17 protein-coding genes are annotated in these 14,816 nt (G+C 64.5%); 11 read left to right on the top strand and 6 right to left on the bottom strand.

The window, feature by feature from the left end; all coding sequences use genetic code 11:
- Window positions 1-423 precede the first annotated feature (423 nt).
- From H535_RS0121740 to H535_RS27285, 4 genes are all read right to left on the bottom strand, one after another.
- Window positions 424-951 (bottom strand): CGNR zinc finger domain-containing protein, encoded by a 528-nt coding sequence (locus H535_RS0121740; protein ID WP_026821193.1) that lies wholly within the window; start codon window positions 949-951, stop codon window positions 424-426.
- Complete coding sequence (locus H535_RS0121735) at window positions 948-1,760, bottom strand: alpha/beta fold hydrolase (protein WP_051299669.1); 813 nt, start codon at window positions 1,758-1,760, stop codon at window positions 948-950. The genes H535_RS0121740 and H535_RS0121735 overlap by 4 nt, the downstream gene beginning before the upstream one ends.
- Before the next feature lie 141 nt (window positions 1,761-1,901).
- On the bottom strand, window positions 1,902-3,341 hold the full coding sequence (locus tag H535_RS0121730; protein ID WP_026821191.1) for an MFS transporter: 1,440 nt from the start codon (window positions 3,339-3,341) through the stop codon (window positions 1,902-1,904).
- Window positions 3,334-3,873, bottom strand: a complete 540-nt coding sequence (locus tag H535_RS27285) for a DoxX family protein (protein WP_051299654.1) — start codon at window positions 3,871-3,873, stop codon at window positions 3,334-3,336. The genes H535_RS0121730 and H535_RS27285 overlap by 8 nt, the downstream gene beginning before the upstream one ends.
- A 126-nt stretch (window positions 3,874-3,999) precedes the next feature.
- On the opposite strand from H535_RS27285, the gene H535_RS27280 reads away from it, so the two are divergent.
- Window positions 4,000-4,614 carry a TetR/AcrR family transcriptional regulator gene (locus H535_RS27280; RefSeq protein WP_035770570.1) on the top strand — a complete coding sequence of 205 codons (615 nt, stop codon included), beginning with the start codon at window positions 4,000-4,002 and terminating at the stop codon, window positions 4,612-4,614.
- A 71-nt stretch (window positions 4,615-4,685) separates the two neighbouring features.
- Complete coding sequence (locus tag H535_RS30305) at window positions 4,686-5,045, top strand: recombinase family protein (RefSeq protein WP_081416882.1); 360 nt, start codon at window positions 4,686-4,688, stop codon at window positions 5,043-5,045.
- On the opposite strand, the gene H535_RS0121715 is transcribed toward H535_RS30305, so the two are convergent.
- Window positions 4,942-5,559, bottom strand: a complete 618-nt coding sequence (locus H535_RS0121715) for an SACE_7040 family transcriptional regulator (RefSeq protein ID WP_026821190.1) — start codon at window positions 5,557-5,559, stop codon at window positions 4,942-4,944. The two genes, H535_RS30305 and H535_RS0121715, sit on opposite strands and share 104 nt — an antisense overlap.
- A gap of 141 nt (window positions 5,560-5,700) precedes the next feature.
- Between H535_RS0121715 and H535_RS0121710 the strand changes: the two genes are divergently transcribed.
- Genes H535_RS0121710 through H535_RS0121680 form a run of 7 tightly spaced genes read left to right on the top strand, consistent with a single transcriptional unit; the run spans window position 5,701 to window position 13,380 of the window.
- Window positions 5,701-7,308: a carboxyl transferase domain-containing protein gene (locus tag H535_RS0121710; protein WP_026821189.1), complete on the top strand. Its 1,608-nt coding sequence runs from the start codon at window positions 5,701-5,703 to the stop codon at window positions 7,306-7,308.
- An 8-nt stretch (window positions 7,309-7,316) separates the two neighbouring features.
- The gene (locus tag H535_RS27275) at window positions 7,317-9,398 is read left to right on the top strand and encodes an acetyl/propionyl/methylcrotonyl-CoA carboxylase subunit alpha (RefSeq protein WP_051299668.1); all 2,082 of its coding nucleotides are present in this window, start codon (window positions 7,317-7,319) and stop codon (window positions 9,396-9,398) included.
- A gap of 2 nt (window positions 9,399-9,400) precedes the next feature.
- Window positions 9,401-10,564: an acyl-CoA dehydrogenase family protein gene (locus tag H535_RS0121700; RefSeq protein WP_026821188.1), complete on the top strand. Its 1,164-nt coding sequence runs from the start codon at window positions 9,401-9,403 to the stop codon at window positions 10,562-10,564.
- A gap of 41 nt (window positions 10,565-10,605) precedes the next feature.
- Window positions 10,606-11,403, top strand: a complete 798-nt coding sequence (locus tag H535_RS0121695; RefSeq protein ID WP_026821187.1) for a CoA transferase subunit A — start codon at window positions 10,606-10,608, stop codon at window positions 11,401-11,403.
- Window positions 11,400-12,047, top strand: a complete 648-nt coding sequence (locus tag H535_RS0121690) for a CoA transferase subunit B (RefSeq protein WP_026821186.1) — start codon at window positions 11,400-11,402, stop codon at window positions 12,045-12,047. The genes H535_RS0121695 and H535_RS0121690 overlap by 4 nt, the downstream gene beginning before the upstream one ends.
- Window positions 12,044-12,577, top strand: a complete 534-nt coding sequence (locus tag H535_RS27270) for a MaoC family dehydratase (RefSeq protein WP_051299653.1) — start codon at window positions 12,044-12,046, stop codon at window positions 12,575-12,577. The genes H535_RS0121690 and H535_RS27270 overlap by 4 nt, the downstream gene beginning before the upstream one ends.
- Entirely contained in the window at window positions 12,574-13,380 is an 807-nt protein-coding gene (locus H535_RS0121680; protein ID WP_026821185.1) for an HpcH/HpaI aldolase/citrate lyase family protein, read from the top strand. Before H535_RS27270 ends, H535_RS0121680 begins: the two co-directional genes overlap by 4 nt.
- Before the next feature lie 27 nt (window positions 13,381-13,407).
- Here H535_RS0121680 and H535_RS0121675 read toward each other — a convergent pair whose 3' ends face one another.
- A complete protein-coding gene (locus tag H535_RS0121675) occupies window positions 13,408-13,803 on the bottom strand; it encodes an MmcQ/YjbR family DNA-binding protein (protein ID WP_026821184.1) in 396 nt (131 codons plus the stop codon).
- Between the two features lie 230 nt (window positions 13,804-14,033).
- On the opposite strand from H535_RS0121675, the gene H535_RS27265 reads away from it, so the two are divergent.
- The gene (locus H535_RS27265) at window positions 14,034-14,507 is read left to right on the top strand and encodes an SRPBCC family protein (RefSeq protein WP_051299652.1); all 474 of its coding nucleotides are present in this window, start codon (window positions 14,034-14,036) and stop codon (window positions 14,505-14,507) included.
- Window positions 14,508-14,596: 89 nt separating this feature from the next.
- Window positions 14,597-14,803: a hypothetical protein gene (locus tag H535_RS29745; protein ID WP_211236667.1), complete on the top strand. Its 207-nt coding sequence runs from the start codon at window positions 14,597-14,599 to the stop codon at window positions 14,801-14,803.
- The last annotated feature ends 13 nt before the right edge of the window (window positions 14,804-14,816 follow it).

Here is a 14,816-nt window from a genome sequence, read left to right as displayed (position 1 = left end):
GGCCTGCCTCGATGATATTGCAGGTCGACCACGAGAAGGAGTCCTTGAGAGCAAAGCCCAACTTCTCGAGGGTCTGCGCTATGCGCGGAATCGAACCACTCACGACCTCGTGCAGACGACGACAGAGCGCCCTGGGGCTGTCTTACCCGTAAGGCTTCCCTTTAGATTTGTTCACTACCGATGGAAGGATGCTGACACAATTCCTCAGCCTTCAAATGGACCGGGGTCTGGGGACGCCGGCACACCACGGGAGGGATATATCGCAGCATGGCAAGGTCAGCACGTGGATCTTTCCCTGCGGATGCTGCTCGCGCACTTTGAGTCGAGCTCCGATCGGTAACGGGGTGCCGGCCCGTAAACCGATCCTTCACTGGAGACCCGTTCCGGCGACGGGAATCTTGGCTAAGGTCGGCGGTTAGTCCATTATGAATCGAGCCGGATCCGGTAGTCGCGCATCTTGCTTCTGGCCCCGCAGACTTTCATATCGCACCAGACTCGCGTGCGAGGTCGCGAAGCGTCGTAGAACACGTACCGGCACGTGTCCGATGCGCAGGCTTTGAGCCGCCGCCCCGATGCGGTCAGGCCGTTGAGCAAGAGGGCTTCGACGGCTGAGCCGGCTGGTGAGATCGAGCCAGCGGCAGGAACGAGGGCCAGCCAGCCATCGTCATCCACGCGTGCACCGGCCCAATGCCGTTGCCCCAGCTCATTCAGACTATGGCGGGCGCTCGGATCGGACCGGTCGACGAGGAAGGTGCGGATCGTCTCCCGCTCGTCACGCAGGCGGGACAGCTCTCGGTCGCTCGCAATCGGATCCCATCCGGCCCGGTTGAGCCAGTCGCGAGCGTCGGGCACGGTCCGCAGCTCATCGATGTCATGAAGCAGGATCGCGGTGTTGCAGAAGTCCTCGATGACTCGCAGTTCCTCGGGAGCACCGGAGGAGAACGCGGTCATTCGCTCAGCAGTTGGAGTAGCGCCCCGGGTTGATCCTCCGGCACCATATGTCCGGCACCTTCGATCACCGAGAACCTTGTCTGCCGGGGAAGCGCCTCCACGAGACGACGCGCGTAGTCCAGGTCGAGCCACCGGTCCTGAGCACCCCAGATAACATGCAGTGGAACGGTCAGCGACCCCAACAGGTCCTGCAACTCCCCGGTGTGCTCTTCGCCGCCCTGCGCATACTGCCGGTAGAACGCTAGCCTGGCCTCTGGTGTCGCCCATTGATCAACATAGGCCTGCCGTGCGTCCGCCCGCAGCCCCATGTGGCTTCCCGACCGGATCTTGGCGTCGACTAGGGCGTCGCTCGCCCAATCGGGCAGCTCGCTGAAAGCACCCGGATGCGCGTGCACGGCCTGGAAGAATCCGCCCGAACCCCACCCTGTCACGCTGGCCGCATCGATGAGCGTGAGCGAACGGAATGTCATCTCGTGCAGCAGCGTGGTACGCAATGCGACCACTCCTCCCACATCATGGGCGACCACGCGAGGGGTTTCGATGCCCCAGTGCTGGAGAAGATCGACAAAGATCGTCGCCTGCCGTCGAAGACTCACATCCAGAGAGTCCTTGCCGGATGCGCCGAAGCCGAGCATGTCCCAAACATATACCGTGTGATCGCGAGCGAGCACGGGGACGATGTCCCTCCAGATGAACGACGAGAACGGCGTGCCATGGAGGAGGACCATCGCGGGACCTTCCCCGAATGCGCCCCAATGGACTTCTCCGTCTCCTGCATCCCACCGCTCAGGCAACGTCCACTCAACCATCATCTCTCCCTACGGGTTACTGGTTATCTCATATAAACGGTAACACCACGATGGTCTATGTCAAGGAATCCGTCGAGAGACCTGCCGCTGAACAATGCATGGACACCGGCCCGCAGCGGGATGGTCTATCGAGGTGGACTGTCAGGAGTGGTTGTTGGGAACTTTGTGTGGTTCGCGGCCGGGTAGGGTCACTAGTGTGATTAGCGCTGCGAGGGCGGCGAGGGCGGCGCCGGTGAGGTATCCGGCAGTGTAGCCGGTGATGAGCCGTTCGGTGGTTTGGCCGCTGGCGGTGTTGGTGACGGCGGTGGCGACTGCGACGATGGCTGCGATGCCGACGGCGAATCCGACTTGTTGGGCGGTGTTGACCAGCCCGGAGGCCAGTCCTTGATCGTGGTGGTTGATGCCGCGAGTCGCGGCGGTGGTGGTGGCTACGATGGCGAGTCCGAGTCCCAGCCCGGTCAGGGCGAATCCGGGCAGTACATCGGTCATGTAGCTGGGGTGCTTGGTGGGAATCAGCGACAGCAGTAATGAACCTGCGGCCAGGATAGTCAGGCCGGTGGTGAGTATGGCGCGTGCACTGGCGCGCCCCAGAAGATGCGATGCGCCGGTGGAGCCGAGTACCACGAGCAGACTGTTCGGCAGGAAGGCCAGCCCCGTCAACACCGGATCGTAGCCTATGATCCGTTGGACGTACAGTGTTGTGAAGAACAGGTTTGAGGCGACGATCGCGGTCACGATAACGAGCACGAGGTTCGCTCCAGCCACTCCGGGGGTGCGGAACAGACTGAATCGGACCAATGGATCTGAGGCCTGTCGTTCGATCCACACAAAGACGGCCAGCAGCACAAGCGAGCCGGCCAGTGACGTGACGGTGACGGCGGTGAACCCGTTGCGGTCGATCCGGGTAAGGCCGAGGATCAACAGGCCAAGTCCGGCCGTGACCGCGCCGGCCCCGGGCAGATCCAGTCGACGGGCCTGCGTATGACTAACCGGACCCGGCAGCAGCCGGACCGATCCGATCGCGGCGATGATTGCGACCGGGACGTTGATGAAGAACACCCACGGCCAGGCCACTGCCGTCAGCAAGCCGCCGAGGACAAGTCCGCACGCACCGGCCGCGCCGCCGACCGCGCCCCACGCCCCGAGAGCACGGTTTCGATCCGGTCCCTCTTGGAACGTGGCAAGCAATAGCGCCAAGGCAGCCGCGGACGTCATAGCGCTACCCAGCCCCTGCACCATCCGGGCAATCAGCAACGCCGATGGCGTCGGCGCGAGTCCGCAGACTATGGAAGATAATGCGAAGACGACCAGCCCAGTTACGAAGATGCGGCGGCGCCCGAACAAGTCGGCGGCCCGCCCGGCCAAGATCAGGCAGCCGCCAAAAGTTAGCGCATACAGCGAGATCACGTACTGCAACCCGGCCCCGGACTCGAAGCCGAGGTCGGAGCGGATCGATGGCAGTGCCACGTTCACGATGGTGGTATCCAGGATCACCATGAACTGGGCCAGGCACAACAGCCCCAGCACCAGCCATGACCGACCCTGTCGCCGAGGATACGACCGGACCGTGCTCTTAGCCATGGGCCACACCATTGCCGACCGTTTGATCTGCATCCGGATCTCGGGTATCCGATGGCCGGTACGCGGCAGCCAATAGCGCCAAGGCACCGCCCAAGCCCATGCTCATTGATGCGCCTCCCCAGCCAAGGCCAGAGCGCTCCAACCCGGAAGCGGCATCGACCGAAACGGCACCGGGTCCATGGATGGCGATGCCGGATGCCACGGTCGCTACTACAAGCGGGTATTCGAACCCTCCGTTATCGGCCCACAGCCCGCGGTGTCGGTGTGCGGTGGCGGCCGCATTCGTCATGACACCAACGGCACCGGCCGCGGCCAAGGGCGTGGCCGCACCGGCCGCCAACCCCACACCGGCGGCGATCTCAGTGACACCGGCCAGCACCGCCATCGCCGGCCCCCGCCGATACCCCATCGCCTCGAACGCCTCCCCGGTTCGGACAGGGCCTCCGAGGCGCCGCGACAGCTTCTGCACACCATGACCGACCAACAACGCCCCGACCGGAGCGCGCACCAACACTAAACCAACATCGAACATGCCTACCTCCCAAAATCGGAACTACCGGATAACTATCCGTTTATAATATGGAATCGGATCGCTATCCGGTTGTCAAGGTTGATCGGATAAGATGCTGCAAGGGGCCGGCGATGAAAGGGAGATGTCATGGACCAGCTGCAGGCGGACTCATCACTCGAAGCGCGGTCCGAGAAGGCGCATGAGCGTGCAGACGCCGCGCGGAACAGAGCCAGGATCCTGTCCGCCGCACAGGACCTGGTCTCGTCGCGTGGGGTCGATTCGCTGACGATGAATGAAGTTGCTCGGGTTGCAGGTGTGGGTGTGGGCACTGTCTACCGGCGCTTCGGTGACCACGGCGGTCTCGTTGAGGCGATGATGAACCAACGCGAGCACCAGTTGCAGCGAGCCATCACCGCTGGCCCTCCGCCACTTGGTCCGGGGGCTGACCCGGTCGAACGCATCCGTGCTTTCCTGCATTCCTATGCCGACGTCCTCGAAGAGTACGGCTCCCTCATGGCCCCCGCCGAGGCGATGATGCCCTCTCCGCGCCGATATCGCAGCGGCCCCTACGCCGTACACCACCGACACCTCAGAGATTTGATCGCACAGGCCCGACCCGAGGCAGACGCCACCTACCTCGCCGACGCGCTCTTGGCTCCACTCGCCGCCGGCCTCTACACTCACCAACGCCACCACGATCAGATGAGCCGCGACCGAATCAAAGCAGGACTCAACAACCTCATCTCCGGGCTACAACGGTAGTTGCAGCCCGGAGATCGTCCCGTAAGAGGTGTCCCGTATAGAATCCCGCGGGCCTTATATGAGACACATGCTTGGCATGTCCGAATTACCAATTGGCTAATTGCCGTTGCTCCACCGATGAGCAGGACATTACCGCCCAAATAGATGCACTGGAAGCGTTGGGGATCAACCCCAAGCGGATATATGTGGGTCGCGGAACCACCGGCAGGAACAAGAACCATCCTGGTCTGCGCGAAGCACTGGCTGCCGGCCGGGCCGGCAGCACCTTTATGGTTAAACGACAGTTGGAAACCCGGGCAATAAGGGAGCTATCAAACGGTCCCGGGGTCAGCAGTTCAGCGCCGCCCAGGCCATTTGCTCCAGGATGCCCCGCAGTGCATCCACATCCTTCGTGGTGCGCCCGCGATGGTTGGAGTGGGGGGTGGAGTTAATCAGGCCGAAGGCCGCGTGGGCGCGCATGCGCAGCAGTTCCCGGCCAGTGTCCGGCTGCACCCTCGCGAGTACGTCGACCCAGGCTTCCACGTATTGCCGCTGCAGGGTGCGGACATGGTGGCCCGCGTCGTCGGAGAGTGTCTCCAGCTCCCGGTCCTGGACCCGGATGACGTCGGCATGGGTGAGCGCGAAATCGACCTGGAATTCGATCAGCCCACGTAAGGCTGCCTGGTCGTCTTTTGCCGCGGCAACGACTGCCTGCCCGCCGTCGTACAGGTCCTGGCTCACGCCGACCAGCAGCGATGCCAGCACAGCGTGCTTGCCCGTGAAGTGGCGGTAGACGGCCGGTCCACTGACGCCGGCCGCGGCACCCAGATCCTCGATCGAAACTCCGTTGAAGCCCCGGGCGGCGAAGAGGTCCGCGGCGGCCGCCAGCAGCGCGCGCCGCCGGGATGCCTTGGCCCGGCCGCGCACTGTCAGCAGCGAATCGTCGGCTGTCTGGTCAACGCTCATACCGCACCTCCTGTGAAGCCTGCCACAATGTGCTGTGGACAAGCCGGTTAATAGATACTAACCTAAATTCAGTTAGCGGGATCTAACTTTTACAGCATAGGCAGTTTTGCCGGCTACGACAGTCATGGAGAGAAAGCGTCGATGGAGACTTTGACCAGCCGGGTGGATTCTTCCAGCACCACGTATGCGCAGAACCACCAGGCACAAACGGCGCTGGCTGACGAGCTGCGGCAACGCCTGGCCGAGGCGGCGAAAGGCGGGCCGGAACGGTCCCGGCAGCGCCATATCGACCGCGGCAAACTGCTGCCCCGCGAGCGCATTGACCAATTACTCGACGACGGCAGCCCGTTTCTGGAAATCGGCGCCCTGGCGGCCAACGGGATGTACGACGACGAGTGCCCCGGCGCAGGGCTGATCGCCGGCATCGGGCTGGTCCACGGCCGCCACGTGCTGGTGATCTCCAACGACGCCACGGTCAAGGGCGGCACCTACTACCCGATGACGGTGAAGAAGCACCTGCGGGCCCAGGAGATCGCCTTCGACAACAAGCTGCCCTGCGTCTACCTGGTGGACTCCGGTGGCGCCTTCCTGCCCAAACAGGACGAGGTGTTTCCGGACAAGGAGCATTTCGGCCGGATCTTCTACAACCAGGCCAACCTGTCGGCGGCGAAAATTCCGCAGATCGCCTCGGTGATGGGCTCCTGCACCGCCGGCGGCGCGTACGTGCCGGCGATGAGCGATGAAACGGTCATCGTGCGCAACCAGGGCACCATCTTCCTCGGCGGGCCCCCGCTGGTGAAGGCGGCCATCGGCGAGGTGGTCAGCGCCGAAGACCTCGGCGGCGGCGAGGTGCACTCCCACGTCTCGGGTGTCACCGATCATCTGGCCGAGAACGACCAGCACGCGCTGCAGGTCGTCCGCGATATTGTGGCAACCCTTCCCGCACCGCCCGATGCTCCCTGGGACGTGCTCGACAGCCGCGCCCCCGAGGCCGACGTCGCCGAAATGTACGGTGCCGTGCCCACCGACGTGCAGGGGCAGTACGACGTCCATGAGGTCATTGCCCGCGTGGTCGACGGCAGCGAATTCCACGAATTCAAGTCCGGGTACGGGACAACCCTGGTGACCGGGTTCGGGCGAATCCATGGGCATCCGGTGGGTATCGTGGCCAACAACGGGGTGCTGTTCAGCGAATCCGCGCTCAAGGGAGCCCACTTCATCGAGCTCTGCGACCAGCGCGGCATTCCGCTGGTGTTCCTGCAGAACATCTCCGGCTTCATGGTCGGCCGCGACTACGAAGCCGGCGGCATCGCCAAGAACGGCGCCAAAATGGTCACCGCTGTCGCCAGCACCCGGGTGCCCAAGCTGACCGTCATCATCGGCGGATCCTTCGGCGCCGGCAACTATTCGATGTGCGGGCGTGCCTACTCTCCGCGCTTCCTCTTCACCTGGCCCGCCAGCCGGATCTCAGTGATGGGAGGGCAACAGGCCTCCTCGGTGCTGGCCACAGTACGCCGTGAACAGATCGAAGGCCGCGGACAGGAGTGGTCGGCCGAGGACGAGGAATCCTTCAAGGCGCCGATCCGCGACCAGTACGAGTCGCAGGGCAACCCGTACTACTCCACCGCCAGACTGTGGGACGACGGCGTCATCGACCCGGCAGATACCCGCACGGTGCTGGGACTGGCTCTCGACGTCTGCGCCAACGCCCCGATGAACGACACGGCCTTCGGCCTCTTCCGGATGTGATGGGAACCATGACAGTAACTGAGACCGCCGGCCATACCGCCCGGTCAGCCCACGACCAGCGCACTTTTTCGACAGTGCTGGTCGCCAACCGCGGCGAAATCGCCTGCCGCATTATTCGCACCCTGCGGTCCATGGGGATCCACTCGGTCGCCGTCTACAGCGCGGCCGACGCCGGCGCCAAGCACGTGTCACTGGCCGACACCGCCGTCGAGATCGGCCCGGCCGCACCGCAGCACAGCTACCTGAATATCGACGCCATCCTCAACGCCGTCAAGATCAGCGGAGCCGAAGCGGTGCACCCCGGGTACGGCTTCCTGAGCGAGAACCAGGCCTTCGCCCGGGCACTGTCCGACGCCGGTATCGTCTTCATCGGCCCCAGCGTCCACGCGCTGAACGTGATGGGCGACAAGATCCGCTCCAAGAACCACGTCAGCGCCAATGATGTTCCTGTGGTTCCGGGCATCACCGAGCCGTCGCTGACCGACGAACAGCTGGTCGAGGCGGCACAAAACGTCGGCTTCCCGCTGCTCATCAAGCCCTCCGCCGGCGGCGGGGGCAAGGGCATGCACGTCGTGGAAGAGGCAGGCGGATTGCCGGAGACCCTGACCACCGCCCGCCGGGTGGCCGCCGCGGCCTTCGGCGACGACACGTTGTTCCTGGAACGGCTGGTCCGCCAGCCGCGGCACATCGAAGTGCAGGTGCTGGCCGATCACCACGGCAACGTCATCCATCTCGGCGAACGCGAATGCTCGCTGCAGCGTCGGCACCAGAAGGTCATCGAGGAAGCGCCATCCCCGCTGCTTGATGCCGCCACCCGGGCCCGGATCGGCGAGGCCGCCTGCAACGCGGCCCGCAGCGTCGACTACTCCGGAGCCGGCACCGTCGAATTCCTGGTCTCCGACGCATCGCCGGACGAGTTCTTCTTCATGGAGATGAACACCCGGCTGCAGGTCGAACACCCCGTCACCGAAATGGTCACCGGGATGGACCTGGTGGAATGGCAAGTGCGGATTGCGGCCGGAGCGGAACTGACCGTCAAGCAGGAAGATGTGCAGCTGACCGGCCACGCCATCGAAGCCCGGGTCTATGCCGAGAACCCCGAACGGGGGTTTCTGCCGACCACAGGCTCGGTGCTGTCGCTGAACGAACCGGCAGGCGAAGGAGTGCGGGTCGACAGCTCCCTGCTGGAGGGCCTGGACGTGGGCGCCGACTACGACCCGATGCTGTCCAAGGTGATCGCCGCCGGGCACGACCGGGCGCAGGCACTGGCCAGGCTCGATACGGCGCTCGCCGAGACCACCGTGATGGGACTGCAGACCAATATTGAGTACCTGCGGCTGCTGATCAACGACGACGATGTGCAGGCCGGCCGGCTCGACACCACCATGATCGAGCGCAAACTGGGCCAGCTGCAGTTCCGGCGCATCGACGAGCGGCTGCTGGCGGCAGCGGCGCTCTTCATCCAGGCGCAACGGTATGGGGGTGCACATCGGTTCCGCGGAGCTGAAGCGCACTCACCGTGGGCGCAACCAAGCGGCTGGCGGATCGGACAATGGCGTCCGACCCGTTTCAGCCTCGCCGTTTCGGCCACGGAGTCCGTCGAAGTGCAGGTGAGCGGACCACCCACGGCGGCCACCGTCGTCGTCGACGGTTCAGAACCGGCTGACGCCGCACTGCATGCCAACCATGCTGTGCCGGGTGCCGTGGCGATTTCCTATAACGGCATCACCTCGCAGCTGCACATGGCACAGCAGGGCAACCGGCTCTTCATCGCAGAGGCCGGTTTCAGCTGCGAGATCGGCGTGCGCACCCGGGAAGAACAGTTGGCCGAAGAACTGGCGAAAATCAGCGCCCAAGACGGCCCTGCCCACCCCGAAGTCAGATCCCCGATGCCGGGAACGGTGATCGGGGTGAGCGCGACCAATGGTGACACCGTGGCCGCCGGCCAGACGCTCCTGACCGTGGAAGCAATGAAAATGGAGCACCAATTGACGGCGATGGTCGACGGCACCGTCACCATCAACGTCAAGACCGGCGACCTGGTCAAGGCGGACCAGGTGGTTGCCAGTATCGAAACCGAAGGAGCGTAACCATGCCCGACTTTGCCCTCAGCGAGGACTATCAGGACCTCGTCGACACCGTCCGCGAATTCGCCGACGAGGTGATTGCACCGGTATCGGCCAAGCACGACGAGGAACACAGCTTCCCGTACGACGTCGTGGCGCAGATGGCGGAAATGGGCCTGTTCGGCCTGCCCTTCGAAGAAGAATATGGGGGCATGGGCGGCGACTATTTCGCGCTGTGCCTGGCCATCGAGCAGATCGCCCGGGTGGACCAGTCGCTGGCCATCACCCTGGAGGCGGGAGTCTCGCTCGGCGCGATGCCGGTCTACCGGTTCGGCACCGAAGAGCAGAAGAAGCGCTGGCTTCCCGAGCTGGCCAGCGGACAGTCCTTGGCCTCCTTCGGCCTGACCGAATCGGAAGCCGGTTCGGACGCCTCGGGCACCAAGACCACCGCGAAGCTGGAGAACGGCGAGTGGGTGATCAACGGGACCAAGGAGTTCATCACCAACTCCGGCACCGACATCACCAAACTCGTCACGGTCACCGCCGTCACTGACACCACCACGCGCGACGACGGGACGGTGAAGAAGGAAATCTCCACCTTCCTGGTCCCCACTGACACCCCCGGTTTCACGGCGGAGAAGCCCTACAACAAGGTCGGCTGGAACGCATCGGACACCCACCCGCTGACCCTGAAAGACGTACGGGTTCCTGAGGAGAACCTGCTGGGGGAGCGCGGCCGCGGCTACGCTAACTTCGTGCAGATCCTCGACGAGGGGCGCATTGCGGTGGCCGCCATGGCTGTCGGGGCGGCCCAAGGCTGCGTCGACGAAGCACTGCGCTACGCCAAGGAGCGGAAGGCCTTCGGCCAGACCATCGGCGAATTCCAGTCGATTTCGTTCAAGATTGCCCGGATGCAGTCCCGCGCGCACACCGCCCGGCTGGCCTACTACGACGCCGCCTCCAGGATGCTGGCCGGTAAACCCTTCAAGACCGAGGCCTCGATCGCCAAAATGGTTGGTTCGGATGCAGCCATGGACAACTCCCGCGACGCCACCCAGATTTTCGGTGGCTATGGTTTCATCAACGAGTTCCGGGTGGCGCGGCACTACCGCGATTCGAAGATCCTGGAAGTCGGCGAAGGGACCACGGAAGTCCAGTTGATGCTGATTGCCCGGGACATGGGTCTGTAATATAGCGCACGGGTGCAGCATCAACTCGACGAGGAGGAACATTGATCGACAAAGTGGTCGCGAATGCGGCAGAAGCGGTGGCTGACATCGCGGACGGGGCGTCGCTGGCCGTCGGGGGCTTCGGACTGTGCGGCATCCCCGTCGCGTTGATTGACGCCCTGCACGATCAGGGAACCGGCAATTTGGAAACGATCAGCAACAACTGCGGCGTGGACGACTGGGGCCTGGGCGTGCTGCTCAAGGACGGCCGCATCCGCCGGACCATCAGTTCCTACGTGGGCGAGAACAAGGAATTCGCCCGGCAGTTCCTCAATGGGGAGCTGGAAGTGGAGCTGACCCCGCAGGGGACCCTGTCCGAGAAGCTGCGCGCCGGCGGTGCCGGCATTCCGGCCTTCTACACGCCCGCCGGTTACGGCACGCAGATTGGCGACGGCGGGCTGCCGCAGCGGTACGACGGCGACGGGGGAGTGGCCAAGGCCTCCGAGCCCAAGGAAAGACGGGAATTCGACGGCCGGCACTACATCATGGAGCACTCGGTCACCCCGGACTTTGCCTTGGTGCACGCTGCCAAGGGCGATCGTCACGGCAACCTCGTCTATCACGCCACGGCAATGAACTTTAATCCGCCGTGTGCGATGGCCGGGAAGATCACCATCGCCGAGGTCGAAGAGCTGGTTGAACCAGGTGAACTCGATCCGGCCGAGATCCACACTCCCGGCATCTTTGTCCAGCGCATCGTGGTGACGCCGGACGTGGAGAAGCGGATCGAGAAGCGGACGGTGTCGGCGAGCAAGGAAGAGCAAGCGGCCCGGAGCGTACAGACAGGAGCGACGGCATGAGCCTGACCCGCAACGAACTGGCAGCCCGGGTGGCCCGGGAGCTGGAGAACGGACAATACGTCAATCTGGGCATCGGGATGCCGACGCTGATTCCCAATTTCATCCCGTCCGGCATCGAAGTGGTGCTGCATTCGGAAAACGGAATCCTCGGCGTCGGCCCCTATCCCACCGAAGACGAGCTGGATCCGGACCTGATCAACGCGGGCAAGGAGACCGTCACGCTCAACCCCGGCGCGGCGCTCTTCGACTCCGCCGCCTCGTTCGGAATGATCCGCGGCCGGCACGTCAATGTCGCGGTGCTCGGCGCGATGGAGGTCGCCGCCAATGGCGACCTGGCCAACTGGATGATTCCGGGCAAGATGGTCAAGGGCATGGGCGGCGCCATGGACTTGGTGCACGGCGCCGAACGCGTGCTCATCATGATGGAACACGTGAACCGCGACGGCGGCCCGAAGATCCTGGAGGAATGCACGCTGCCGCTGACCGGCAAGGGGTGCGTCAACCGGATCATCACCGACCTGGCCGTTATTGACATCACCGAAGACGGCCTGGTGCTGGCCGAGACTGCACCCGGGGTGAGCGTGGACGAGGTGGTCTCGGCCACCGGTGCCAAGCTGGATGTCTCGGCGGTTGCGGCACAGTGACCGAACGGCGCCGCATTACCCAGCGTGGGCTGTACTACGAGGAATTCGACTTGGACGCGGTGTATGAACACCGCCCGGGGCGGACCGTGACAGAAACAGACAACGTGCTGTTCACGACGGCGACCATGAACACCCAGTCGCTGCATCTGGACGCGGCCTGGGCCGAACAACAGCCCTTCGGCGAGCGACTGATGAATTCCATGTTCACCCTTGCCACGCTGGTGGGTGCCGGTGTCGCCCAGTTGACCCAGGGCACCATCGTGGCGAATCTCGGGTTCAAGGATGTGAAGTTCCCGAACCCGCTGTACCACGGTGACACGATGTACTCCCAGACTGTCGTTACCGACAAGCGGCTCTCGTCGTCTCGCCCGGGGCATGGGATCGTGACAATGGAACATACCGCCCACAATCAGCACGGCGACGTAGTCGCAGTGGCTACCCGGTCCGTGCTGATGTGGACCAAGGATGCCCACGCCGGTGGTCGACCAAGTGAGCGCCAGCGAACGCGTGGAGACCAGGAGAGCTCGTGACCTTCCTGATGGGCCCGTCCCTGCTGTTCTGCCCGGCCGACCGGCCCGAGCGCTATGCCAAGGCCGCCGAGCGGGCCGACGCCGTCATTATCGACTTGGAAGATGCGGTGGCCCCGGCCGACAAGGTGACCGCGCGCGAGGCGATGATCGACACGCCGCTCGACCCGGAACGCACCGTTGTGCGGGTCAACCCGGTCGACACCAACGACTTCGACCGTGACCTGAAGGCCCTGACCCGGACGGATTATGGCACCGTGATGCTGGCCAAGACCGAATCCGTCCAGCACATGCGCCAACTGCCTGCCTACGACGTGCTGGCGCTGTGCGAGACGGCCGCCGGCGTCGTCCATGCCGCCGACATAGCCGCTGAGCCTAATGCAGTGGCCCTGATGTGGGGCGCCGAGGACCTGGTCGCCTCGCTGGGCGGAACCGGCAGCCGGCACGACGACGGCCGCTACCGGTCCGTCGCCTCGCACGCCCGGTCCTCGGTCCTGCTGGCCGCCGGTGCGTACGGCAAGGCCGCAATCGACGCGGTCTACATCAACATCGGTGACCTGGACGGGCTCGCCGCCGAGGCACAGGACGCCGTGGCCTCCGGCTTTGCCGCAACCGCCTGCATTCACCCCTCGCAGGTGCCGGTCATCCGGGAAGCGTTCCTGCCCACCGAGGATGAGGTGGCGTATGCGCGCGAGGTGTTGGAAGCGGCCAAGACCGAAGGCGGCGTCTTCGAATTCCGGGGCCGGATGGTCGACGGCCCCCTCCTGCGGCACGCCGAACAGACGCTGCGCCGGGCCGCGGGATAATCGGCTCCAGCGGTTCGCCGGAGAGCGTCACCCGGCCACCCCATTCGCCTTTCCGAAGCTGTCGGGGTCAACGGGTTGCTCTGCCTGGGGCAGCCCGGTGACAACGAGCCGGTACGACTCGCTCACCAGCTCCCGGACCATGCTCCTGTCGACGGTCTCCCCGGGTTCGAGCGTGATCCAGTGCTTCTTGTTCATGTGGTAGCCGGGCGTGATGTCGTCGTGCGACTGGCGTAACGCTTCGGATTCCTCCGGGTCGGCCTTGAGGACCACGATGGGATCGCCGGGGACCTCGGTCAGCAGCATGAAGACTTTGCCCTTGACCTTGAAGACCTCGTACTCAGGCCCGAAGGGATGCCCCCTCGTCGATGCTGGCAATTGCTCGGCCACCTCGCGGGCCACGTCCTGCAACGTCCGTCCTTTCACGGTGTACCTCCATCTTGTTCGCCCTTCGAGTCTCGGCGTTACCACCGAGTGTGGTCCAGTCGAGGTCGGGCTGAAACGCGCTGCGCTGGCTACGCCATCCAACCAGTCGGTCGGACACGCACCGCCCCTGCCCACCACTCCCCACCGGAGCAGCGGGTTCACGCGGGGACAGAGGCGGTGCTAGGGTCTGTCTCACAGTTACGGGGCTATCCCGCGCTCGAGGAGGCGCAATGGCGGGTTTCGAAGCCACCGCCCGTGCAGAGGTGAACGCACCGCCGGAGCGGGTATGGGCAGCGATGACCGACCCTGATCAAGTCGCCCGCTACATGATGGGCTCGCGTGTTGAAAGCGATTGGCAGCCAGGCAGCTCAATCACCTGGTCGGGGGAGTGGGACGGTAAGCCCTATCAGGACAAGGGCCACGTGCTCACTGCCGAGCCGGGGCGCCTCCTGGAGGTCACCCACTACAGTCCCCTGACCGGCGCTGAGGACGTACCCGAGAACTACCACACCCTTCACTACGAGCTGTCTCCTGCCGGCGCCGGCACAGTCGTCTCGCTCACTCAGGACGGGTGTGAGAATCGGGAGCAGGCGGAGCAGTTCTCGCAGAACTGGCAGTGGATGCTGGACGGGCTCAAGAACGTGGCCGAGGACAGCGAGCCGGCACGGGGCCCGCCGCGCGGCGGCCCGCCACGGTCTCCATGAGGCGGAAGTGTCCGCGAGACCCCGGCCAGACCAGAGAGCGACGAAATCCGGTCGGCTGACGAAACGGCTCGGCCACGGCTGCATTGTCTGTGGCGTTCCTGCCGACGCGCGATTGGTGGCCGCCTGGGCGCTACGGCCGCCTGGGCGCTACGGCCGCCTGGGCTGCCACGGCCGCCTTGGATGCCCTGGCCGCCCTGGTCGCCTTGGCCTCAATCCCACCTTCGTTATTGTTTCGTTATCTGCTTGCTATTTTTTCGGGCCTGATTCTTCTAAAACTGTCGGTGCTCGATGGTTGACTATTTTTATGAC

It is taken from the genome of Arthrobacter castelli DSM 16402 (assembly GCF_000430705.1).
Classification (GTDB): domain Bacteria; phylum Actinomycetota; class Actinomycetes; order Actinomycetales; family Micrococcaceae; genus Arthrobacter_C; species Arthrobacter_C castelli.
The sequence above is the reverse complement of the archived record's forward strand: the minus strand, read 5'-3'. Positions and strand labels throughout refer to the sequence as shown.

What these genes read in the sequence shown, in the direction of transcription:
- H535_RS0121715 (WP_026821190.1), bottom strand. Translation starts at nt 5,559, where the DNA reads ATGAGCGTTGACCAGACAGCCGACGATTCGCTGCTGACAGTGCGCGGC.
- H535_RS0121730 (WP_026821191.1), bottom strand. Translation starts at nt 3,341, where the DNA reads ATGGCTAAGAGCACGGTCCGGTCGTATCCTCGGCGACAGGGTCGGTCA.
- H535_RS27265 (WP_051299652.1), top strand. Translation starts at nt 14,034, where the DNA reads ATGGCGGGTTTCGAAGCCACCGCCCGTGCAGAGGTGAACGCACCGCCG.
- H535_RS27275 (WP_051299668.1), top strand. Translation starts at nt 7,317, where the DNA reads ATGACAGTAACTGAGACCGCCGGCCATACCGCCCGGTCAGCCCACGAC.
- H535_RS0121735 (WP_051299669.1), bottom strand. Translation starts at nt 1,760, where the DNA reads ATGGTTGAGTGGACGTTGCCTGAGCGGTGGGATGCAGGAGACGGAGAA.
- H535_RS0121700 (WP_026821188.1), top strand. Translation starts at nt 9,401, where the DNA reads ATGCCCGACTTTGCCCTCAGCGAGGACTATCAGGACCTCGTCGACACC.
- H535_RS27280 (WP_035770570.1), top strand. Translation starts at nt 4,000, where the DNA reads ATGGACCAGCTGCAGGCGGACTCATCACTCGAAGCGCGGTCCGAGAAG.
- H535_RS0121740 (WP_026821193.1), bottom strand. Translation starts at nt 951, where the DNA reads ATGACCGCGTTCTCCTCCGGTGCTCCCGAGGAACTGCGAGTCATCGAG.
- H535_RS0121690 (WP_026821186.1), top strand. Translation starts at nt 11,400, where the DNA reads ATGAGCCTGACCCGCAACGAACTGGCAGCCCGGGTGGCCCGGGAGCTG.
- H535_RS27285 (WP_051299654.1), bottom strand. Translation starts at nt 3,873, where the DNA reads ATGTTCGATGTTGGTTTAGTGTTGGTGCGCGCTCCGGTCGGGGCGTTG.
- H535_RS0121710 (WP_026821189.1), top strand. Translation starts at nt 5,701, where the DNA reads ATGGAGACTTTGACCAGCCGGGTGGATTCTTCCAGCACCACGTATGCG.